The organism is Pandoraea sp., from assembly GCF_004297875.1.
GTDB lineage: Bacteria > Pseudomonadota > Gammaproteobacteria > Burkholderiales > Burkholderiaceae > Pandoraea.
On the sequence record NZ_SCSK01000038.1, the window covers coordinates 72686 to 92398 of the forward strand.

The following is a 19713-nucleotide window of genomic DNA, read 5'->3' on the forward strand; positions in this document are numbered from 1 at the left end:
CCTTCGGTGACGATCATCATCGATCGTCTGCGCGACTCATTTTTCCTTTAAACCATGGGGTGCGCGTTAGCCGGTTCCGGATAGCGCGCCTTGTCCTATCCCCACCTTTGTGAGCAACGAAATGAATGCGCCATTAGAAATCGTAGCGTTTGGTAAAAACGACATTGAAAACACGCTCGGCAGAATGAGCGATGCCCAACTCAATGATTTGTCGTTCGGTGCAGTCGAGGTTGACGCAACCGGCAAAATACTCAAGTACAACGCGACCGAAGGCGCTATCACCGGCCGCGATCCCAAAGCCATGATTGGCAAGAATTTTTTTCGCGATGTCGCACCATGCACCAACCGGGCCGCATTCAAGGGACTGTTCGACGCCGGTGTCCGGGACGGGAATCTAAATACCTTGTTTGAGTACGTGTTTGACCACCAGATGAAGCCGACCAAGGTCAAGGTTCATATGAAGAAGGCAATTTCCACGGACTCATACTGGATTTTTGTCAAGCGAGTCTGACTGTGTCGGGTGACGTACGCTGCGCCGATGCGGTGGGTGATTGGTTCGCGGTGCCCGGCTTGCTTGCGCGCTTCGTCGAGGATCTGGTTCATGACGAATTGCAGCAACTCAGGCCGGCTGGCGGCACGGTGGCATTGCGCCCGTGGGCTACCGATTTGCGCGTCGATGAAGGTGGGCTGGAGCTTGACTCTCTGGAGCGGCTTGCTATTGCAGGCGCGCTCGCGCAAGCGCTGCACTTACACGAGAGCGGTATCGAGGATTTGCTGCTGGCGCGCCGCCATTTTGGCGAGTGGATCGACGTCTGCCGGCTGGGTCTGGCGCACTTCAGCGCCCGGCTGACTTTTAGGACATCGGGCAGCGCGGGAACGCCGAAGCCATGCACTCATGCGCTCATCGACCTGCATGAGGAAGTCGCGCATCTGGGCACGCTGCTTGCCGATACGCGCCGCGTGGTCTGCGCGGTTCCGGCGCATCATATTTACGGGTTCCTGTTTACCGTCCTGTTGCCTGCGCGTCTGGGCGTATCCGTCGTCGACGCGCGACTCGTCGCTCCACAGGCGCTGCCGCGCTTGCTGGCGCCCGGTGACGTTTTGATCAGCCATCCCGCCCATTGGAGCATGGTCGCGCGCTATGCGAGTGCGCTGCCAGCCGAGGTCACGGGTGTCACGTCGACTGCGCCATGCCCGCCCACACTGGCTGGAATGCTGACCAGTGGCAAGGGCGGCCTGCGGCGATTGCTGCAAATTTACGGCAGTTCCGAGACCGCCGGCATCGGGTGGCGGGAGGGGCCGACGGAGGCCTATCAATTGATGCCTCACTGGGCGCGTCATGGCGCCGACGAAGCCACGCTCACCCGCACGGGAAGTGACGGGGTAGCGCGTATCATCAGGCTTCAGGATCGGCTTGGCTGGCAGAGCAACCGGCGCTTCGCGGTGCTCGGCCGGATCGATGGCGCAGTTCAGGTCAACGGCATCAACGTGTTTCCCGAGCACGTTCGTGATGTACTTCTGCAGCACCCGGGAGTCGCCGACGCAGCGGTGCGTCTCATGGCCCCCCACGAGACAGAGGGGCTCAAAGCCTATGTCGTCGCGCGCGCCGGGGTTGACGTGCCTGCTTTGCTTGGTGATCTGAAGAGCTGGATGCAGGCGCGCTTGCCTGCGCCCGCGCGACCCAAATCATATCGTTTCGGTGATGCGCTGCCCGTCAACGCACTTGGAAAACCATGCGACTGGCCGCTCGAGTCGGTGCCGGTTTGGCGCGGATGAGGTCAGGGAGCCGGGTGGCGCGGCCCTGTTTTCATTAGTCGGGTTGGCTGGCGGCCACGTATCGCCGTAGGCTTTCTAAACATTTCGCGCAGGCACTCGGCGCCAGCCGATCTGCTCAATCGGCCGGTTCGGCACATCACGGCAGATATGGGTCAGAACGTTTGGCGATTACTCATTTGTTTCGCTCACAGCCGGCGACGGCTGTGCGGTTGCGGCATCGCCTGGGACGGACGCAGGGGCACGCCGGCCTTGGCGCCGTGCACTGGGCGCGCCCCTGGCCTGATTGCGAGCGAAGGCCGCATCACGCGCGCTGACCTGGCCTGCCGGTGCGCCGGTCAGATCCACGCGCGCCGCGCCGTCGGTCAGGCAGGCCCAGTAGCGGCTGCCGCGGCACCACGTGCCAAGCGCTTCGCGCAGCTCGGCTTCGCCCAGCGCGAGTTCTTCGGCATGGGCGAGGAGGTCTGTGAGGATGCCAATTTTCAGCGGCACCTTGGGCGCGGGATTTTTCGGGAATGCTACGGGGAAGCGCTTCTGCAGCTTGCCGATCACACGCACGACCGGATCGACCGGCTCGCTCTTGGCCGCCGCTTGGCCGCTCGCCTTCGATTGGGCAGGACGGGAGGGGCGGGCCGGGTGGACAGGGCGAGCGGGCTTGCCAGCCGGATTGGCGGCTTGCCGTGATTTTTCCTTCGCTTCCCTTGCTTCCTTCGCCAGCTGTTTCTTCAGTTCTGCCAGTTGCTCGAATCCCATGACGCTTCCTGTGAGGGTCCATCCAAAAGTCGAATAGTAGCAGCCCAATGCCCGCCGTGTGGGCGATTGGCACAGCTTGGCATGCCGTGGCCATCGGGTGCGGCCGTATCGGCGATCGGCCGGCCGACGATGGCGCACTTCATGCCACCCTTCTGCGCAGTGTGAGCAAGGGGCTTTGCCCTTCAGGTCGAGGTGTCTCTAGGGGGGCGGTATGCCGCCGTCGAGCACTCTGGCAAATGCCGCCGAGTCGATATTCGCACCTGTGAGAATCACCCCGACGGTCCGGCCGATATTGCGCGCTTTCTCCTGCATGGCGGCAGCCAGCGAGGCCGCGCCGGCACCTTCGACGACATTGTGCGTGCCCTGGTACAGAAGCCGCATCGCCAAGGCGATCTCGCCATCGCTGACGGCAACGATGCGGGCGGCGCCCCGCGCGTAGATATCGAAAGCCTCGGCAACCGGCACCCGCACGGCAAGGCCGTCGGCAAAGGTTCGGGCCGTTTGGGTCTCTATCGCTCGCCCGGCCTCGAAGGAGAGTTTTGCCGCCGGCGCTTCGGTCGAGACCACGCCGACGATCTCCGTACCCAGGCCCAGCGCCCGGCGTGCCGCGATCATCCCGGATATGCCGGAGCCAGAACCGATCGGCACGTAGACGGTGTCGAGCGTCGGTGCCGCCTTGAACAATTCCAGGCCATAACTGGCAACGCCCAGCATCACCTCGCGACTGAAAGGCGGAACCAGAAACCCCCCTTGATCCCGTGCGATCCGCATCGCTTCGGCGCGCGCCGAGTCGAAGTCTTCGCCATGCTCTACCAGGTCGGCGCCGAACGATCGTATGGCGGCGTTCTTTTCGCGGGAGTTTCCATAAGGAACCACAATGGTGCTGCGCAGGCCCGCGAGCGTCGCGGCTCGTGCCTGACTCTGCCCGTGGTTGCCGCGCGTGGCCGTGACAATGGCGCGATACTGCGGCTGATTGCGTGTCAGCCAGTCGATGAACGTGATGCCGCCACGTACCTTGAACGCCCCGGTCGGGGTATGGTTCTCATGCTTTAGCCACACGGTCGCACCGAGATGTTGCGAAATCTGCGGCCACACATATTGGGGAGTCGGCTGCATTTGCCGGTAAACCAGGGATGCGGCGGCCTCCAGTTCATCGAGGTCGGGTAGCTTCATGGGTGTCCTCCATCGTTTTGGAGATACTGGCACAATCGTGATTGCCATTCTTTCAGGATCCTGACCTTTCATCCCGGGACAGCGAGCGACCATGACCCTGCAAAAAGCGGAAGCCGTCCGGCAGCGAAATGCCGGCCGATGGACATTGGAGCTACTGCCAAGGCAGCCTTATCTTGCTCGCTACACGTGCGCCGGCCCGTTGGTGGGATTTGCCTTTGACAGTCAGTCGGGCTTTCATGCATTCGCCAGCGACAGGGTGGTGCCGTTCCGGGCGTACCCCAACGGGCTGGCGTTCGTCCCGTCGGGTTGCGATGTGTATTCCAGCTCCGACCATGGCGGGGAGTATTTGACGGTGCGCGGGGCCATCGACGACGCCCGCACGGCACCCTTCAGCGATCACGTCGATCGCCAGGCCGTTGCCTTGGCTGGCTGGATCCGTCGACACATGCTCAACCCGAGTCCGGGCGACGCCCTGATGCTGGAGGAATGGTCCGCCGCTTTGGTCGAACGCGCCACGGCGGCCTGGTCGACGTGCGCGGAGCGCCAGACGAAAAGGCTGACCGGCTACCGACTCAAACGCATCGACGATTTCATTGAAGCCCACCTCGACCGCAACCTCACCGTCGCCATGATGGCCGCCGAGATCGAGATGTCGGAAGGGGCGTTTTCGCGTTGTTTCCGCGCATCCGCAGGCAAATCTCCCTATGCGCATGTTCTTGATCGAAGGATTGCACGCGCGCGCGATCTGCTCGTCGGTACCTCGCTCGATCTGGCGCAGATCGCCCTGGCTGCCGGGTTTTCATCCCACGCACACATGACCGGTATCTTCCGGCAACGTCTCGGTTGCGTCCCATCGGATTTCAGAACGCGTCCGTGATTCGGTGTTTGTGGCGCACCGATTGGATGGGCGTGTGCCGAGACGTCGCACAAAGCAGATCAATCACGGATTGGCGGTAGACGCCCTTTCGCGGCCGCCAAGGGCTGGTCAATCGGTTCGAGTCCGGAGAGTTTCCGCGAGCTGAGGCCCAAGCCCAGGCGAGCCTTGTGAGCGGGGCGCCGGCGGGCTGCCATTTCATGCATGAAGTGATGCAAAGCGTGCAATTCTCCTCGAAGCCATCTGCCGACATAATGAATCCGCTCGAGCACCCAGGGTGGGGTGCGGCTGCATGACCCACTCGCGAATCAGGGCGAGCCAATCAAAAACGACGAGGAGACACATGTCTAGTTCTAGCATCAGCGAGCGGATGGATCGGTTGCCGATCACGCGACCCCACAGGATTGCCGTCTTTGCGCTGGCATTCGCATACTTCTTCGAGTTCGCAGACCTCAATACTTTCGCCTTCGCGGCTCCCGGGGTCATGAAAGCCTGGCACATTGCCGTTGGTGCGGTGGCATTCATCACCTCCGCGAGTTTCGGCGGCATGTTCATCGGTGCGGTTTGCGCGGGCTGGCTGGCCGACGCGATCGGCCGAAAGCGCGCGCTCGTCCTGACCATCCTGTGTTACGCGACGTTCTCGTTGCTCAACGCCGTTTCCTGGAACGTGCTTTCGCTCGCGGCGTTCCGATTTCTCACGGGGGTCGGCCTGTCGGGCATGACGGTCACGGCCAACACCTATGTCAGCGAGTTCTTTCCCGCGAAGGTGCGCGGAAAATATATGGGGCGCATCATGACGGTCGGCCTCGTGGGTATTCCCGCCACGGCCTGGTTCGCCAGGACATTCGTACCCATGGCCTCGTGGGGATGGCGAGCCGTGTTCGTCTGGGGAAGCCTGGGCCTGATCGCGCTGCTGTTCGTCGCGCGCATGAAGGAGTCGCCGCGCTGGTTGCTTCGCCGCAACCGTGAAGCGCAAGCGCTCGAAATCGTGGAGGAACTCGAGGCACTGGCGGCGTCCAGACCGGCCCCGGCGAGCGACGCCGCGCCCCATGTTCATCGCGAGCCGATCGATTATGGCCGCCGGGTGCCGCTGGGGCGGCTTTTCGAGCCCGCCGAGCGCAAGCGCACTGTCATCCTGTTGCTGGTGTGGATATTTCAGACCCTTGGTTTCTATGGCTTTGTCGCCTGGGTGCCCACGTTGCTGGTCAAGCACGGATTCTCGGTCGTTCACTCGCTGACCTATGCCAGCCTGATCGCGGTGTGCAACCCGCTTGGCGCGATCCTGGCTTCTTACCTCGTGGAGCGTTTCGAGCGGCGCTGGTTCATCACTGTCGACGGGATTCTGATCGCGATCTTCGGGCTGGGATTCGGGCTGTCCTTCCAGCCGCAGGCGATCCTGGTGTTCGGCGCGCTGGTGATGCTCAGCATCCAGGCGATGGCCGTCGCCCTGTACACCTACACCCCGGAGATGTTCCCGACCGATGTACGGTCCACCGGGATGGGCCTGACCTACGGCGTGGGGCGCCTGGCCAACGTGGTGGGCCCGTTCGTTGTCAGTGCGCTGTTCGCCACCTACGGATATGGCAGCGTGTTCGTCTACATCGCCGTGTGCTGGCTGGCGGTATCCGCGGTGGTCAGCGTGTTCGGTACGTCGACCACAGGACGATCGCTCGAGGCGCTTCATTGACCCCGCTTCGAACAACAGGGAGAGTTTTATGACGGATTGGACACAGTGGATCGGGCGCGTCGAAACGCGTGATGACCTCGTCACGGCAGCTCCCGTACGCGGCCTGATGGCGACGCTCGATCGGGAGGCCGCCGAGGTCGTCCCGGGCAGGGCGCTGCCGCCCCTGTGGCACTGGCTTTATTTCCTGCCAAGCGAGCGGCAGAGCGACATCGGCGCCGATGGCCACGCCAGGCGCGGCAACTTCCTGCCGCCGGTGCCGCTGCCACGCCGCATGTGGGCTGGAAGCGAGTTCGAATTTCGCGCGCCGGTGCGCGTGGGCGATGCCGTGCGCCGCACGAGCACGATCGTTGACGTAACCCACAAGCAAGGCCGCACGGGGCCTCTGGCCTTCGTCAGGGTGCGGCACGAGATTCGCTGCAACGACGATGTCGATCCCGCCATCGTCGAGTTCCACGACATTGTCTACCGCCCGGCGCGGCAACCTGGCGATGTGGACCCGGCTCCGGTGGCGGCGCCGTCAGCCACGTGGCAGCGGGTGATTGTGCCTGACGACGTCTTGCTATTTCGCTACTCGGCACTGACCTTCAACGGGCACCGTATCCACTACGACCGCAAGTATGTGACCGAGGTCGAGGGCTACCCGGGTCTGATCGTGCATGGCCCGCTGATCGCCACACTGCTCCTGGATCTGCTGCGCCGCCACCGGCCCGAGGCCGATGTCGCCGCGTTCAGTTTCCGCGCGCGTCGCCCGACCTTCGATCTGCATCCTTTTTCCGTGTGCGCCGCACCGGATACGGACTCTGGCAAGGTTCGGCTTTGGGGCGCCGACCACGAAGGCTGGTTGACGATGGACGCCGTCGCGACGCTGCGATGAATCCGCAACAAGGATCACACTTCTCATGCAACCACTTCAGGGACTCACAGTCGTCACACTCGAGCATGCGATCGCCGCGCCGCTCGCGACGCGCCATCTCGCCGATCTCGGCGCGCGGGTCATCAAGATCGAGCGTCCGGGCGTAGGCGACTTCGCGCGGGGCTATGACGATCGCGTGCGCGGCATGGCTTCGCACTTCGTCTGGGCCAATCGCAGCAAGGAGAGCTTGACGCTGGACGTCAAACATCCAGAGGCGCGGCAGATTCTGCAGCGTCTGGTGCTGGAGAAGGCCGATATCGTGGTACAGAATCTCGCTCCCGGGGCCGGTGGGCGGCTGGGTCTCGATCACGCGTCGCTGGCCAGGCACAAGCCGTCGATCATCGTATGCGATATCTCCGGATATGGCGCGGATGGCCCCTATCGGGACAGAAAGGCCTACGACCTGCTGATCCAGAGCGAAGCGGGATTCGTCTCGGTCACGGGTACGCCCGAGGAGCCCTGTAAGGCGGGGCCATCGATCGCGGACATCTCCGCGGGGATGTATGCCTATTCAAGCATTCTGGCGGCGCTGCTCGAGCGCTCCCGCAGCGGCGTTGGCCGCCGCCTGGATATTTCGATGCTCGAATCACTGACCGAGTGGACGTCATATCCGTTGTACTACGCCTTCGATGGCGCGACTCCGCCGCCGCGCACGGGAGCGGCGCACGCCACCATCTATCCGTACGGGCCTTTTCCGACCGGCGCAGACGGAGCGAGCGTGATGCTTGGGTTGCAGAACGAGCGGGAATGGGCGAGCTTTTGCGAAAAGGTCCTGCTGCAACCCGCACTCGCATCGGATTTGCGTTTTGCCGGCAATGCGCGGCGGGTGGCCGCGCGCGATGCGCTGCGCCAGATCATTGTCGAGGCGTTCCGCGAACTGAGTGCGCCGCAAGTCGTGGCGCGCCTGCAGGACGCGCAGATCGCGAACGCACGGGTGAACACCATGCACGAAGTCTGGGAGCATCCGCAGCTCCATGCGCGCGGGCGCTGGCGCGAGATCGGCTCGCCCGTGGGGCACTTGCCCGCGCTGCTTCCGCCCGGCAATTGGGACGACGGTGATCCCCGCATGGATCCGGTCCCGGCCCTGGGCGAGCATACCGAGGCGATCCTTGCCGAGCTGGGCCTGGACGCCGAAGCGATTGCGGCGCTGCGCGCCGCGAGTGCGATATGAAACCCAACGCACGTAGCTACCTGTTTGTGCCTGGCAACCGGCCTGAGCGCTTCGACAAGGCGGTGGCCAGCGCGGCTGACGTCGTCGTGATCGATCTGGAGGATGCGGTCGCCGCTTCGGCGAAAGGCGAGGCTCGAGACCGGGTAATGCATTGGTCGGCACAGCTCGACGCACCGACGCTCGATCGTATCGCGCTGCGTATCAACGACCCGCAGTCGGAGCCTTTCCTCGAGGATCTGCGGTTGGTTCGCGAATCGCGGGTTCTCCAGGTCATGCTTCCCAAGGCAGAGCACGCCGAACACGTCGACGCCCTGGTGAGCGCGGTTCCGGGCGTGAGCGTGCTGCCGCTGCTGGAGACGGCGCGAGGGCTTGCTCACTGCCGGGCCATTGCCGGTGCGAGCGGCGTGGTTCGGCTGGTCTTCGGCACCCTGGACTTCGCTCTCGATCTGGAGCTGGATATCGCCGACGATCTGCAGCCGCTGGCCGAAGCAGCCGCGTCGATCACTCTGGCTTCGCGCCTTGCCCAACTGGCCGCGCCGGTCGCCGGCGTGACGCCGCAAATCGACGATGAGGCGCGCCTGCTGGCGGATTGGTCATGGTTTTGGCGCCGGGGTTTCGGGGCCAAGTTGTGCATACATCCGTGCCAGATCGCGCCGCTGCATGTGGCAATGGCGCCGGATGCGGCCTCGCTGGCGTGGGCTCGCCGCGTCGTGGCGGCCGATGCCGCCGGCACGGGGGCGGCCAGCGTCGACGGGCAAATGGTCGACCGACCCGTGGTGCTCCGGGCTTTGCGCATGTTGCGCCGGGCCGGGCTTTGATTTCTCTCTTGCTTGCTAACTTGACACTATGACAGCTTCCATCATTGATTCCATCATCTTCCAGGGCATTTTCAGTACCGACGAGATGCGCCAGGTGTGGTCGGACGAAAATCGCACGCAGAAGTACCTCGATATCGAGCGCGCACTTGCCATCGTGCAGGCTCGCCTGGGGCTGATTCCCCAGGAGGCCGCCGACGAGATCGTGCGTCACTGCGCCATCGAGCAGATCGACATGGGCAAGCTGCGCGAGCAGACCGAGCGCATCGGGTATCCGGTGCTGGGCGTGGTCTCGCAGCTCAACGCACTATGCCGCGACAAGCTCGGCGAATACTGCCACTGGGGCGCCACCACACAGGACATCACGGATACCGCGACCGTGCTGCAGATTCGCGAGGCCCTGGCGATCGTCGAGCGCGAGCTTGGCGGCATCTCCGCGGCGATGGCCCGGCTGGCAAAGCAATACCGGGATACGCCGATGATCGGGCGCAGCAATCTGCAGCAGGCCATTCCGGTCACCTTTGGCTACAAGATGGCGGGGTTGCTGTCGGCAATCGAGCGTCATCGGGAGCGGCTGGGTCAGCTCAAAGAGCGCGTACTGGTGGGGGAATTCGCCGGCGCCGCCGGAACGCTTGCATCGCTCGAGAGCGGCGCCATGGAAACCCAGGCGGGCTTGTGCGCGGAGCTCGGGCTCAAGCAACCGCTGATCGCCTGGCACACGATCCGCGACAACATCGCCGAAGTCGGTACGTTCCTCGGCCTGGTGGGCGGCACGCTCGGCAAGCTCAGCATGGACGTCAAGCTGATGATGCAAACGGAGGTCGGCGAGGTCTATGAGCCCTATCATCATGGACGCGGATCTTCGTCCACCATGCCGCAAAAGCGCAATCCCATTGCGAGCTGCTACATCCATGCCGCGATCAGCGTGGTGAGGCAGCACGCAGCGTCCTTGATGGACGCGATGGTAGCGGATCACGAGCGCTCGACCGGGCCTTGGGAAATCGAGTGGATCGTGCTGCCGGAGGCCTTTTGCCTGATGGCTGGCGCCTTGCGACAAAGCCGGCAGGTGCTGGAAGGCTTGCAGGTGGATCCGGTGGCCATGCGGCGCAACCTCGATTTGACCGATGGCCTGGTCATGAGCGAGGCCGTGATGATGGGCCTTGGAAAGTACATCGGCCGGGAATACGCGCATGATCTGGTCTACGATTTGTGCCGGCAGTCGATCGCCGAGCGCAAGCCGCTCATCGAGCTGCTTTGCGCGCACCCGGAGATTGCCGCGCATGTCGATCGCGCGGCCCTGGAAGGCATGCTCGACCCGGCGAATTATCTGGGCCAGTCGGCGCTGATGGTGGACCGGGTGCTTGCGACGCTTCGCTGAGCAGGCGTCGCGGTCGCCGCGCGCAGTGCCGGGAGACGGCCAGCGCGCCAGCCAGCGGGAGAACGAGGGCGCTCAGGCGGGCGTCTTCCTGGTCTGCCGGGCCGGTCGCCTGGCGGCGACGAATTCATAGAGTTGCTGGGCTTCGGGAGACAGCTGGCGTCCTTTGCGCTTGATCAGGCCGATTCTCCGTGTGACCTCGGGTTCTCCCAGTGGAATGCTCATGAGTAGCGGGTGTTCATACGGCGGCATGGCCAGCGACGGCACCGCGGCAACCCCGAGGCCCGCCTCGACGAGGCCGAGCAAGGTGGTGACATGCTGCGCCTCATAGACCGGGGACAGTCGGGTATGCGTGCGCGCCAGGGCCTGATCGAGCAGCAGACGGTTACCGGACGATTTGGCGGTGAGGATGAAGTCGTGGCCTTCCAGATCGCGCCACGTGGCCTTGCGTAACTTGGCCAGCGGATGATCGCGGCGGCAGGCGATGACGAAATGTTCGGTCAGCAGCGGGCGATAGTCGATCTCCGGTTCGGAGCCGCCGAGAAAATTGATACCGAAATCGGCTTCGCCACTGGAGACGGCCGCCAGCACTTCGTTGGCGCTGGCATCGAACACCTTGACCCTGAGCTTGGGGTACTGGGCCCGGTAGCGCTGAATGACATTGGACAGAAAGTAATAGACCGTCGAAGGTACGCAGGCGATGTACACTTCGCCCATGCGTGCGGTTCCGACCCCGCGCACGCTCAGCAACGTTTCGTCGAGGCCATCGAGAAGCGTGCTGATGCTTCTCGCGAACTCTCGCCCGACGGCGGTCAGCTTGACCTCGTGCGTGGTTCGTTCGAGCAGGCGGATGCCCAGGGCCTGCTCGAGCTTGTCGATGCGCCGGCTGAAAGCGGACTGGGAGATGTGAACCGCCTCGGCTGCCTTGCGGAAATTGCCCAGTTCAGCAACCGCGCGAAATGCGATCAAATCGTGGAGTTCGAAGTTGACGGCCATGGCGTTTTTAGGAGGATGAGCTCGTGCTTTTGGGGGCGCGGGCGCGGCATTGTCTCTGATGAGCGGCCGGTTCAGGGGCGACTTCGCGCTGCGAGTCGCGCATGGCGCCCGAGCGTAGCAGCGGCGCGACAGGAAAGCAAGCCGGCCCGAGGACGTGACGGTCAAAGAGGTGGCCGCTCGAAACGCACATCGATACAAAGCAGCTTGACGGCCACCGGTCAGGCGGTGCGTGCCGGGTGCACCTCGACCGTGACATGCGACAGCCCCTTCAAGCGCTTGAGGGCCGAGTGATAGAAACCCGGGGTGCGCTGCGCTTGACCGGTGAACACCGATACGATGGCGCTCATATGCCCCGGGCCAACGCGCCAAACATGGAGGTCGAGCACCGTGTCGCCGTTGTCCTCGATGACCTGGCGGACGCTATCGGCCATGCGCGTGTCCAGATTCATGTCGAGCAGGATGCGGCCGGTATCGCGCATCAGGCCCCACGACCAATTGGCAATTACCAGTGCGCCGATGATGCCTGCAAGCGGATCCATCCAGACCCAGCCAAAGGCGCGCGCGAGCAGCAGACCGATGATGGCCAGCACGGAAACCGCCGCGTCGGCAATGACGTGAATGTATGCGGAGCGGATGTTGTGATCCCGATGGGTGCTCGCGTGCACATCGCCGTGACGGTGCTCGTGCTCCTCGAATTCGAGCTCGTGCTCGCCGTCGGGCAGGCGGACAATGGCCCTGAAGGCGTGCGGCTCAGGAATGTCGTCCGTCGATTCCAGGTAGCCGCCGCGATCGACAAATGCAAAGGTTTGGTGGGCGCCGTCTGGGCGGATTGTCGTCACTGAAACATCACGTGCGCCCAGCTTCGAGGATGTCGCTTCGGACCTGATCCGGAAGACGGGCGGTACACCGTCTTCAAAGACCGACAAGGCGAATACGCCCGCGCTGCCGACAATGCGATACACCTCTTCTTCGTGATGGTGTTCCTCCTGATGACCATGACCATGACCGTGACCGTGACCATGGTCATGGCTGTGACCATGGTGGTTGCCGCTTAGCAGCCAGACGCTCGCGAGATTGACCAGCAGGCCGAGCACGGCAATCGGAATGGCCTGATCGAAGTGAATGGGCACCGGCGAGAGAAAGCGCGAAACGGCTTCGTATCCGATCAGCAGCGCGATCATGGCCAGCACGATGGCACTGGTAAAACCGGCGAGGTCCCCCAGCTTGCCTGTGCCGAATACAAAACGGTTGTCGGCCGCATGCCGGCGCGCGTAGGTGTATGCCAAAGCGGCGATGAGCATCGCGCCGGCGTGTGTCGACATGTGCAGGCCATCGGCAATGAGCGCCAGCGAGCCAAAAAAACTGCCGCCGACGATTTCAATCAACATCATCGCGCTGCACAGCGCAATCACCATCCAGGTCCGGCGCTCGTTGTCTTCATGGGCGGCACCCAGAAAGATGTGGTCATGCCCCGCACCGAAAGCGGCATCTTCAAAGTTGGTCATGGCTTCTGCTTTCTTATTTGAAGTAGCTGTGGACGACCTCGATCAACTGCTCGGTGCCGCTACCGTGCTCGTCGTGCGGCTCGGCATCGACAAGATGGGTGCGGATATGGTCCTCGAGAACCACGGCAAGCAGCCCGTTCATCGCGCCGCGGCTGCTGGTGACGAGTTGCAGCACTTCCATGCACCCCCGCTCTTCTTGCAGCGCGCGTTCGATGGCTTCGACCTGCCCCTTGATGCGGCGCACCCGATTGAGCAGTTTCTGTTTTTCGCGAATCGTATGGCTCATTGCAAGCTCGAAAATAGGATAGGGGGGTATGCTAACACCTTTGTGTCGAAAAAGGTGCGCCTGGGCTACGCGCAGTCGCCAGACTGATCGATTTCCATGATTTGGGGACTCTGCGGCGTCTGCCGTCAAAGCGGGTAGGGAGTTGCCGATGCGCCGTCGGCCAGCAACGGCAGTGCTTTTTCCGGCGAGAGCGGAAGTGGCGCGCTGGCGCGGTTGATCGATAAAGCCCACATCATCCGCGGCATCAGGCTGAAAACCGCATTCCGGCGCGGACGGATGGAGCGGCCGTTCTTTGATCTCGCGCAAGATAGCACCAAAAGATATGACGTTAGATGCTCGTACGGGGAATGAGCCGGTATGCCGTTCCCGTCGATCATCTTTCAGGAGTTCATGATGAAGACATCAATGGTCTTAGATCAATCATGGCGGCCGCGTTTGCCGCAACTGTGGCCTCGGCCTTCGCCGCAGGCGGCGCAGGGGGTGGCGGTGGCGGCGGAGGAATGGGCGCTGGCGGCGCTGGCGCGATGGGGCGCGGCGATCAAACCCAGACCCGGGACCAGCTCAAGGATCCCGATCGCCTCAAGGATCAGGACCAGCTCAAGGATCAGGACCAGCTCAAGGATAAGGACCAGCTCAAGGATCCGGACCAGCTCAAGGATCAGGATCAGACCAAGGATCAGGATCAATTGAACAAATAGGGATCTTGCTTCGAGCACGGAACGATAGGTGTTGATGGCATTCCCGCGCGGCACCACTCTGGAGAGACTGATGAAACCGACGTTCGTCCGGATCGCCCAGGCCGGTCTGCTCTGGGCGATCGCAGCAGGGCTCGCGCAAGCGGCCGGGCCGACCTACGTCCAGGGGCGCGACATCTTTATCGAAACGGGGGTCGAGGCGCCTGATCGCTCGCCCACATGGTACGCACCGATGGTCGGCAAGCCATACGCGCCGACTTTCGAGATGCTCGCGACACGCGGGACGCAGGGCCGCTACTACGCCTATACCTACCCGGTGACCCTCAAGGACATGATCCGATTCCATGGTCACGACTGCGAGGGCACGACGCACGTCGCCAACGCGGCCTGGGTTGCGTTCAAGATTCTGTTTCCCGATGGCATCATCGATCGAAGCGTGCTGTCGGGCATCAGCGGCAATTCGCCTTGCTGGTCCGATGGCGTGGCTTTCCTGACCGGAGCGCGTGTTCAGTACGGAAACCTCGGCTTCTTTCGCGACAAGCGATACAGTCACGCTATCCTCCTGTACCGCGAGGACACTCAGGTTGCCGTGCTCGCTACCTGGAAGGAGGGCATCAACAATATTCCCGGCGAGCCGGTGATGCTGCCCGGAACGATCACTTGGCAGCCGAAAATCACCATGAAGGATGTCGAAGCGCTCAAGGCCGTTGTCAAAAGCGCCGGCGGAAAGCCCACCCCTTATCAGGTTGACCTGATGCGTTACCAGCAATGGGTGCACATCAACGACATTCTCGAGCATCCACTCACGGACAGCTATAGCGCCCAAATCATTCCGAACTTCAAATGGACCGATTGGGTGGATCCGGACAAGTCGATCAGCCATCCGGTCGAGCGCAGCGACACACGAATCAAGAATTACCCCTATCGGCAGCGACCCATCGATCCCGGGCCCTAGCCCGCTGGCCGGGCGTTGCTTTCCCCTGTTTGCCACGAGTCGTGCTCGCCAGGACGCGCGCCATTGCATGACGCCCGCTGCGCGAGTGGGGCAGCGGCGAATCCTCGACATCGCCGGTGCGCGACATAAACTTGTTGCAATCGGAATTCGCGGCGTCTATAGTTAGCCAAATGGATAACTATGAAATCGGCTTGGATGTCGTGTTTCACGCGCTTGCCGACCCGACGCGCCGCGCTGTTATTCAACGGCTCGGCAGGGGGCCGGCAACGGTGAGTGAACTGGCCGAGCCGTTCGATATGGCGCTGCCGTCGTTCATGAAACACGTGCGGGTGCTCGAAGGCACCGGGCTCATCCGATCCACGAAGATCGGCCGGATCCGGACCTGCACGCTCGAGCGCGAGAAATTGGCCGCCGCGGAGCGCTGGTTTGCGCAGCAGCGCGCGCTCTGGGCCAGTCGGTACGACAATTTGGACAATCTTTTAGAAAAGCTCCAGGGAGAAAGCTATGAAAGCTGAGCTTCAATTCGATTTTATCGTCGACAAAGAGAAGAGCCGCATCATCGTAAAAAGGGAGTTCGCGGCGAAGCGCCAGCTGGTGTGGGATTGCCACACCAGGCGCGAATTGCTCGACCAATGGTTCGCGCCAAAGCCTCTGACGACCAGGACCAAGCATATGGAATTCAAGGAGGGTGGTTATTGGCACTACGCGATGATCATGCCCGACGGGCAAGCCTTCTGGAGCCGCCTGGATTATCAGGCGATACATCCGATCGATGACTACGCGGCGCTTGACGGCTTTTGCGACGAAGCCGGCGTGGTGAACCCCGAGATGCCCAGAGCGCGCTGGGAAGTGACGTTTACCGACGCGAACGGGCATACGCTGGTGACGACGGTGGTGATGTATCGGTCACCCGATGACGTGCAAAAGGTCATCGAAATGGGTATGGAAGAGGGCATGGCCTCCACGCTCGAACGCCTCGACGAACTGTTGCTCGCCATGGACAAATGAATCGCGTGTGCGCGGCGCCGGCAGGGGCCTTGCGGGCCGGTCGCGCACGCGAGCGGTTCGCGGCAAACGATTTTTGTTGACTGTTCTGCCGTCACGATGGTCGGCTAAACAATCCAATGCGCAAATGGGCGATGGCGCCTGGCGATGTGATTCGCCGGGCGCCATCCCAATGGGGCCGTATCCAACGGATTCCGGCTACCCTTGACCGTCATTGAAATCAGGTGCCATCGGCAACCGACTTGACCGTCTTGACGGTGGAAACCGGCGCAACAGCGGCGGTCTTCTGGCCGCGATTAAGCAGCTTGGAGATGAAGTCCCACGCCATGAGCAACGCCCCGAGCGCGAATACGATATCGCCGGGCATGCGCATCCATTGCCAGAAGATCGTCGTGTTGTAGAACTGCAAGCTGCGCGCATAGGCATAGCCGTGGGTATAGACGGCCACCAGCTGGGGCCAGCCGATCGGATAGAAATTCATGACGATCCACATCACCAGGCCGATGTTGTAGAGCCAGAACGCCCAGATGCCGCGGCGGTCGCTCCACGGACGATTGCCGTTGAGGTAGCGCAGCACCATATACAGCAGGCCGATCGCGAGCAGGCCGAAGGCGCCGAACATCGACGTATGCGCGTGGTTAAGGGTCAGGAAGGTACCGTGCTCGTAGTAGTTGACCAGCGGCGCGTTGAGCGTGCCGCCGCCGAACACACCGGCACCGACGAAGTTCCAGAAGGCCGAGCCGAGAATGTAGAGATACGCGAGCCGGTACGGGAAGTCGCCTTGCGCCTTGATATGCTGCTGTTGTTCGATGGCCTCGAGCACCAGCAGGAACAGCGGCAACACCTCGATGAACGAGAACATGCTGCCAACCCCGACCCACAGCCCGGGCTCGCCCGCCCAGTACATGTGGTGGCCGGTGCCGAGCACGCCGCCGATCATGATCAGGATCCACTCGAACAGGACGGCCCGTTCGACCATCTGGCGCGACAGCAGCCCCAGGGCCATCAGGAAATAGCCAGTGACCGATGCGGTGAACAATTCGAAGGCCAGTTCCACCCAAAGGTGGACCACCCACCAACGCCAGAAGTCGGTGATCGAAAACGACGGATTCGGCGAGGCCAGCGGAATCATGCCGAATACATAAAGCACCGTGACGCTCAGCGTGCTGAACCAAAGCAGGTGCTCGATCCGGAACAGCGCATAAAGGGATCCGCCGCTTTGCCTGAAAAGCGTGGCGAGCGTCGGCCAGAAGGCACGCAGCAAGACCAGGCACCAGACGGCCAACCCGATGAAGAACAGGATTTGCCAAAAGCGTCCGAGTTCCAGGTAGGACAGCCCCTGGTTACCGAACCAGAACCAGTTCTTGTCGATGACCCCGACGATACCGAGATAGTCGCCGATCAGTGCGCCGGCCACGATAACTACCAGCACCCAGAAAATCAGGTTGACCAGCATCCGCTGTCCGGCGGGTTCGCGCTTGCCGATCAGCGGCGCGAGGAACAATCCGGCGCCGATCCAGCTGACGCCGATCCAGACGATGGGGGCTTGCAGGTGCACGCTGCGCAGGAAAGCGAACGGCAGCCATTTGCCGACGTCGATGCCGTAGAAGCTGACGCGATCGGTGTAATAGTGCGCCATGATCGAGCCCGCGAGAATCTGCACCAGCAGGACACCCGCGACGACCAGGAAATACTTCCACAAGGCCTTTTGACTAGGGGTAACCTGGCCAAAGCCCTGCAGCGTCGGCTCGAAGGTTTCGTCGGCGCCCCTGGGCTCGATCCACATGCGGAAAATCACCAGTGCCGCGCCGATGGCAAAGAACACCATCGTGAAGGACGCCCAGGTCCACTCGAAGGTGGCTGCGGTCGGTGAATTGCCGACGAGCGGCTCGGCCGGCCAATTGGTCGTCCAGGAATAGTTCTTGCCCGGCCGGCGTGCGACCGTCGTCAGCGACGAATAAAGCAGGAAGCCCGCGGTTTGACTGGCGCTGGTGGCGTCGAGCGAGTGCGCTCCGGTATAGCCCTTGACGAAGTCGTCGCGCAGCAACGAGATGCCGATGCGCTCGCGCAGCGTCACGATGGCCTTGGCCAGCGCATCCGGCAGCACGACCTGCGATTGGCTCAGGTCGACGCTTTGCAATTGCGCTCGCATGGCGCGTGTGATGCCCGATTGCTGATCGGCGCTGATGGCAGAGAACGGCTTGCCGTATTGCGCCAGCGCCAGGTTGTTTTGGACTTCCCTGGCCAACTGAACCAGATACTCGGCGGTGAAGTCTTCGCCGAAGTAGGAGCCCATGCCGTACAGGCTGCCGTAGTCCATCAAATCGGCTTTCTGGAACCCTGCCTTGCCGGCGACGATGTCGTCACGAGTCAGCACGACTGCGCCGTCCAGCGTCAACATTTGCTGCGGAAGGGGCGCTGCTTGCTGGTAGGTGGTGCGTGTTGCGACAACCATGCCCAGCCAGCAGAACGCTGTCGCAATCAAAAGAATCCAGATAAGCACTCGGCTGACGCGATCTTGCGCGCCAGTGCGACGAGTGGAAAGCGTGACCGTTTCCATCGTTGCTCTCCTGTTAAAAAAGTAGTTGCAAGCCATGCCCGTTCGGCGGAACGGCGCGCGCGCCGGAAGTGAAATCCCGGTCACGTTGAGAGGCGTTGAAGTAACGCCAGGCGGGAAGCGGCGCGCGCATCTTGCTGACGTCGGCGAATGTTTTTGACGTACGGGACATGTCGGATTCCTTGCATAGTGCTTAGGCATGGCTGCGTTCCGGCGGATACGGCCGGATTTTTCGGATGCCTGAAAAAGGGGGCGGCACACAATGCATGTCGGAGGCAGCGCTCCGGCGGTGTCGGCGATAGAAATTTATGCCACTAAATATGCATTGTCAATGCATATTAAAAGGTGCGGCGATTTGACGCGGCCCGGCTTCCTGAACGTGCCGGCGCACGCCTCTGAGGCGTGTGCGTTATCGCTTTGGCTGCGCACAAACACCGAGGGGCTTTGATGCCTGGGCAACGAGCTCGGGCAATTGTCGAGATCTGTCGGGAGATGGCGCAACGGAAATAGTCATGAACGCATTATTTGTGTATATATAATGCATAAATAACCGGCGCATTATTCAAGCTGATCGTTTGCTGCCTCGCCAGACATGACGAGGGAATGGCTCCCGAGGCGAGAAGCGCCATGCGCCGGCATGTTTTTGCCTGACTCGAACTGGCGGATTTTATGAAGCTGACTGACTTTACCGATTATGGCCTGCGCGTGCTGATCTATGCGGCGCTGCGTCCAAATGAGCTGGTGACCGTGCAGGAAATCGCGCAGGGTTTCGATATTCAGCGCAATCATCTCGTCAAGGTTGTCGTGGCCTTGAGCCGAGCCGGTTTTCTCACCACGGTCAGGGGCCGTTCGGGAGGAATGCAGCTTGCCCGGGCTCCGGAGAAAATTCGCATCGGCGATGTCATTCGTACGATGGAGCCGGATTTCCGCGTCGTCGAATGTTTCGACATCGAAAGCAATCAATGCGCGATCACGGCCTCGTGCGGATTGCGCGGCATTCTGAGCGGTGCGCTCAAGGCCTATTTCGAATATCTCGACCGCTTCTCGCTGGCCGATCTGGTGGTCAAGCGCGAGTCGCTGCTCAAGGTGCTCGATACCGGCGTGCCGGTGCGTATCGTGCGGCCGCAAAAGTCGCAAAAGCCGGTGCGCGCCGCGCGTGCCGGCGAGAACTGACAGTCAC

20 protein-coding genes are annotated in these 19713 nt (G+C 62.3%); 13 read left to right on the forward strand and 7 right to left on the reverse strand.

Annotated features, from left to right (window positions below):
- The first annotated feature begins 121 nt into the window (after positions 1 to 121).
- Positions 122 to 511, forward strand: a complete 390-nt coding sequence (gene pyp / locus EPN80_RS11550; protein ID WP_293027004.1) for a photoactive yellow protein — start codon at positions 122 to 124, stop codon at positions 509 to 511.
- 2 nt (positions 512 to 513) lie between these two features.
- Positions 514 to 1776 (forward strand): 4-coumarate--CoA ligase, encoded by a 1263-nt coding sequence (gene pcl / locus EPN80_RS11555; RefSeq protein WP_293027006.1) that lies wholly within the window; start codon positions 514 to 516, stop codon positions 1774 to 1776.
- Positions 1777 to 1944: 168 nt separating this feature from the next.
- Here pcl and EPN80_RS11560 read toward each other — a convergent pair whose 3' ends face one another.
- Both EPN80_RS11560 and EPN80_RS11565 read right to left on the reverse strand, forming a co-directional pair.
- Complete coding sequence (locus EPN80_RS11560) at positions 1945 to 2526, reverse strand: ProQ/FINO family protein (RefSeq protein ID WP_293027009.1); 582 nt, start codon at positions 2524 to 2526, stop codon at positions 1945 to 1947.
- A gap of 198 nt (positions 2527 to 2724) precedes the next feature.
- Positions 2725 to 3699 carry a threonine dehydratase gene (locus EPN80_RS11565; RefSeq protein ID WP_293027012.1) on the reverse strand — a complete coding sequence of 325 codons (975 nt, stop codon included), beginning with the start codon at positions 3697 to 3699 and terminating at the stop codon, positions 2725 to 2727.
- Between the two features lie 91 nt (positions 3700 to 3790).
- Here EPN80_RS11565 and EPN80_RS11570 point away from each other — a divergent pair, with 91 nt between their 5' ends.
- From EPN80_RS11570 to EPN80_RS11595, 6 genes are all read left to right on the forward strand, one after another.
- On the forward strand, positions 3791 to 4576 hold the full coding sequence (locus EPN80_RS11570; RefSeq protein ID WP_293027015.1) for an AraC family transcriptional regulator: 786 nt from the start codon (positions 3791 to 3793) through the stop codon (positions 4574 to 4576).
- A 340-nt stretch (positions 4577 to 4916) separates the two neighbouring features.
- Entirely contained in the window at positions 4917 to 6260 is a 1344-nt protein-coding gene (locus tag EPN80_RS11575) for an MFS transporter (RefSeq protein WP_293027017.1), read from the forward strand.
- Between the two features lie 28 nt (positions 6261 to 6288).
- Positions 6289 to 7134, forward strand: a complete 846-nt coding sequence (locus EPN80_RS11580) for a MaoC family dehydratase N-terminal domain-containing protein (protein ID WP_293027019.1) — start codon at positions 6289 to 6291, stop codon at positions 7132 to 7134.
- A 25-nt stretch (positions 7135 to 7159) separates the two neighbouring features.
- A complete protein-coding gene (locus tag EPN80_RS11585; protein ID WP_293027021.1) occupies positions 7160 to 8344 on the forward strand; it encodes a CaiB/BaiF CoA-transferase family protein in 1185 nt (394 codons plus the stop codon).
- Positions 8341 to 9162 (forward strand): CoA ester lyase, encoded by an 822-nt coding sequence (locus tag EPN80_RS11590; protein WP_293027024.1) that lies wholly within the window; start codon positions 8341 to 8343, stop codon positions 9160 to 9162. Before EPN80_RS11585 ends, EPN80_RS11590 begins: the two co-directional genes overlap by 4 nt.
- Positions 9163 to 9190: 28 nt before the next feature.
- Positions 9191 to 10537: an adenylosuccinate lyase family protein gene (locus EPN80_RS11595; protein ID WP_293027027.1), complete on the forward strand. Its 1347-nt coding sequence runs from the start codon at positions 9191 to 9193 to the stop codon at positions 10535 to 10537.
- A gap of 72 nt (positions 10538 to 10609) precedes the next feature.
- On the opposite strand, the gene EPN80_RS11600 is transcribed toward EPN80_RS11595, so the two are convergent.
- The 3 genes from EPN80_RS11600 to EPN80_RS11610 all read right to left on the reverse strand — a co-directional run bounded on the left by EPN80_RS11600 (position 10610) and on the right by EPN80_RS11610 (position 13321).
- Positions 10610 to 11530 carry a LysR family transcriptional regulator gene (locus EPN80_RS11600; RefSeq protein WP_293027030.1) on the reverse strand — a complete coding sequence of 307 codons (921 nt, stop codon included), beginning with the start codon at positions 11528 to 11530 and terminating at the stop codon, positions 10610 to 10612.
- Positions 11531 to 11748: 218 nt separating this feature from the next.
- Positions 11749 to 13035: a CDF family Co(II)/Ni(II) efflux transporter DmeF gene (dmeF, locus tag EPN80_RS11605; protein WP_293027033.1), complete on the reverse strand. Its 1287-nt coding sequence runs from the start codon at positions 13033 to 13035 to the stop codon at positions 11749 to 11751.
- A 13-nt stretch (positions 13036 to 13048) separates the two neighbouring features.
- Positions 13049 to 13321, reverse strand: coding sequence for a metal/formaldehyde-sensitive transcriptional repressor (locus EPN80_RS11610; RefSeq protein WP_293027036.1), 273 nt, complete (start codon positions 13319 to 13321; stop codon positions 13049 to 13051).
- A gap of 347 nt (positions 13322 to 13668) precedes the next feature.
- On the opposite strand from EPN80_RS11610, the gene EPN80_RS11615 reads away from it, so the two are divergent.
- The 4 genes from EPN80_RS11615 (at position 13669) to EPN80_RS11630 (ending at position 15979) form a co-directional block, all read left to right on the forward strand.
- The gene (locus tag EPN80_RS11615; RefSeq protein ID WP_293027039.1) at positions 13669 to 14019 is read left to right on the forward strand and encodes a hypothetical protein; all 351 of its coding nucleotides are present in this window, start codon (positions 13669 to 13671) and stop codon (positions 14017 to 14019) included.
- 70 nt (positions 14020 to 14089) lie between these two features.
- Positions 14090 to 14971, forward strand: coding sequence for an FmdE family protein (locus tag EPN80_RS11620; protein ID WP_293027042.1), 882 nt, complete (start codon positions 14090 to 14092; stop codon positions 14969 to 14971).
- 170 nt (positions 14972 to 15141) lie between these two features.
- The gene (locus EPN80_RS11625; RefSeq protein WP_293027045.1) at positions 15142 to 15486 is read left to right on the forward strand and encodes a metalloregulator ArsR/SmtB family transcription factor; all 345 of its coding nucleotides are present in this window, start codon (positions 15142 to 15144) and stop codon (positions 15484 to 15486) included.
- Positions 15476 to 15979: an SRPBCC domain-containing protein gene (locus EPN80_RS11630; protein WP_293027048.1), complete on the forward strand. Its 504-nt coding sequence runs from the start codon at positions 15476 to 15478 to the stop codon at positions 15977 to 15979. The genes EPN80_RS11625 and EPN80_RS11630 overlap by 11 nt, the downstream gene beginning before the upstream one ends.
- Before the next feature lie 217 nt (positions 15980 to 16196).
- Here EPN80_RS11630 and EPN80_RS11635 read toward each other — a convergent pair whose 3' ends face one another.
- Positions 16197 to 18536: a cbb3-type cytochrome c oxidase subunit I gene (locus EPN80_RS11635; protein ID WP_293027051.1), complete on the reverse strand. Its 2340-nt coding sequence runs from the start codon at positions 18534 to 18536 to the stop codon at positions 16197 to 16199.
- Between the two features lie 13 nt (positions 18537 to 18549).
- Entirely contained in the window at positions 18550 to 18705 is a 156-nt protein-coding gene (locus tag EPN80_RS11640; RefSeq protein WP_293027054.1) for a hypothetical protein, read from the reverse strand.
- 497 nt (positions 18706 to 19202) lie between these two features.
- Here EPN80_RS11640 and EPN80_RS11645 point away from each other — a divergent pair, with 497 nt between their 5' ends.
- Positions 19203 to 19706, forward strand: coding sequence for an Rrf2 family transcriptional regulator (locus tag EPN80_RS11645; protein ID WP_293027056.1), 504 nt, complete (start codon positions 19203 to 19205; stop codon positions 19704 to 19706).
- Positions 19707 to 19713: the final 7 nt, after the last annotated feature.

Excerpts from the sequence above, each read along its gene's own strand:
- pyp (WP_293027004.1), top strand. The coding sequence starts at position 122 with ATGAATGCGCCATTAGAAATCGTAGCGTTTGGTAAAAACGACATTGAA.
- EPN80_RS11560 (WP_293027009.1), bottom strand. The coding sequence starts at position 2,526 with ATGGGATTCGAGCAACTGGCAGAACTGAAGAAACAGCTGGCGAAGGAA.
- EPN80_RS11565 (WP_293027012.1), bottom strand. The coding sequence starts at position 3,699 with ATGAAGCTACCCGACCTCGATGAACTGGAGGCCGCCGCATCCCTGGTT.
- EPN80_RS11570 (WP_293027015.1), top strand. The coding sequence starts at position 3,791 with ATGACCCTGCAAAAAGCGGAAGCCGTCCGGCAGCGAAATGCCGGCCGA.
- EPN80_RS11575 (WP_293027017.1), top strand. The coding sequence starts at position 4,917 with ATGTCTAGTTCTAGCATCAGCGAGCGGATGGATCGGTTGCCGATCACG.
- EPN80_RS11580 (WP_293027019.1), top strand. The coding sequence starts at position 6,289 with ATGACGGATTGGACACAGTGGATCGGGCGCGTCGAAACGCGTGATGAC.
- EPN80_RS11585 (WP_293027021.1), top strand. The coding sequence starts at position 7,160 with ATGCAACCACTTCAGGGACTCACAGTCGTCACACTCGAGCATGCGATC.
- EPN80_RS11590 (WP_293027024.1), top strand. The coding sequence starts at position 8,341 with ATGAAACCCAACGCACGTAGCTACCTGTTTGTGCCTGGCAACCGGCCT.
- EPN80_RS11595 (WP_293027027.1), top strand. The coding sequence starts at position 9,191 with ATGACAGCTTCCATCATTGATTCCATCATCTTCCAGGGCATTTTCAGT.
- EPN80_RS11600 (WP_293027030.1), bottom strand. The coding sequence starts at position 11,530 with ATGGCCGTCAACTTCGAACTCCACGATTTGATCGCATTTCGCGCGGTT.
- dmeF (WP_293027033.1), bottom strand. The coding sequence starts at position 13,035 with ATGACCAACTTTGAAGATGCCGCTTTCGGTGCGGGGCATGACCACATC.
- EPN80_RS11610 (WP_293027036.1), bottom strand. The coding sequence starts at position 13,321 with ATGAGCCATACGATTCGCGAAAAACAGAAACTGCTCAATCGGGTGCGC.
- EPN80_RS11615 (WP_293027039.1), top strand. The coding sequence starts at position 13,669 with ATGAGCCGGTATGCCGTTCCCGTCGATCATCTTTCAGGAGTTCATGAT.
- EPN80_RS11620 (WP_293027042.1), top strand. The coding sequence starts at position 14,090 with ATGAAACCGACGTTCGTCCGGATCGCCCAGGCCGGTCTGCTCTGGGCG.
- EPN80_RS11625 (WP_293027045.1), top strand. The coding sequence starts at position 15,142 with ATGGATAACTATGAAATCGGCTTGGATGTCGTGTTTCACGCGCTTGCC.
- EPN80_RS11630 (WP_293027048.1), top strand. The coding sequence starts at position 15,476 with ATGAAAGCTGAGCTTCAATTCGATTTTATCGTCGACAAAGAGAAGAGC.
- EPN80_RS11635 (WP_293027051.1), bottom strand. The coding sequence starts at position 18,536 with ATGGAAACGGTCACGCTTTCCACTCGTCGCACTGGCGCGCAAGATCGC.
- EPN80_RS11640 (WP_293027054.1), bottom strand. The coding sequence starts at position 18,705 with ATGTCCCGTACGTCAAAAACATTCGCCGACGTCAGCAAGATGCGCGCG.
- EPN80_RS11645 (WP_293027056.1), top strand. The coding sequence starts at position 19,203 with ATGAAGCTGACTGACTTTACCGATTATGGCCTGCGCGTGCTGATCTAT.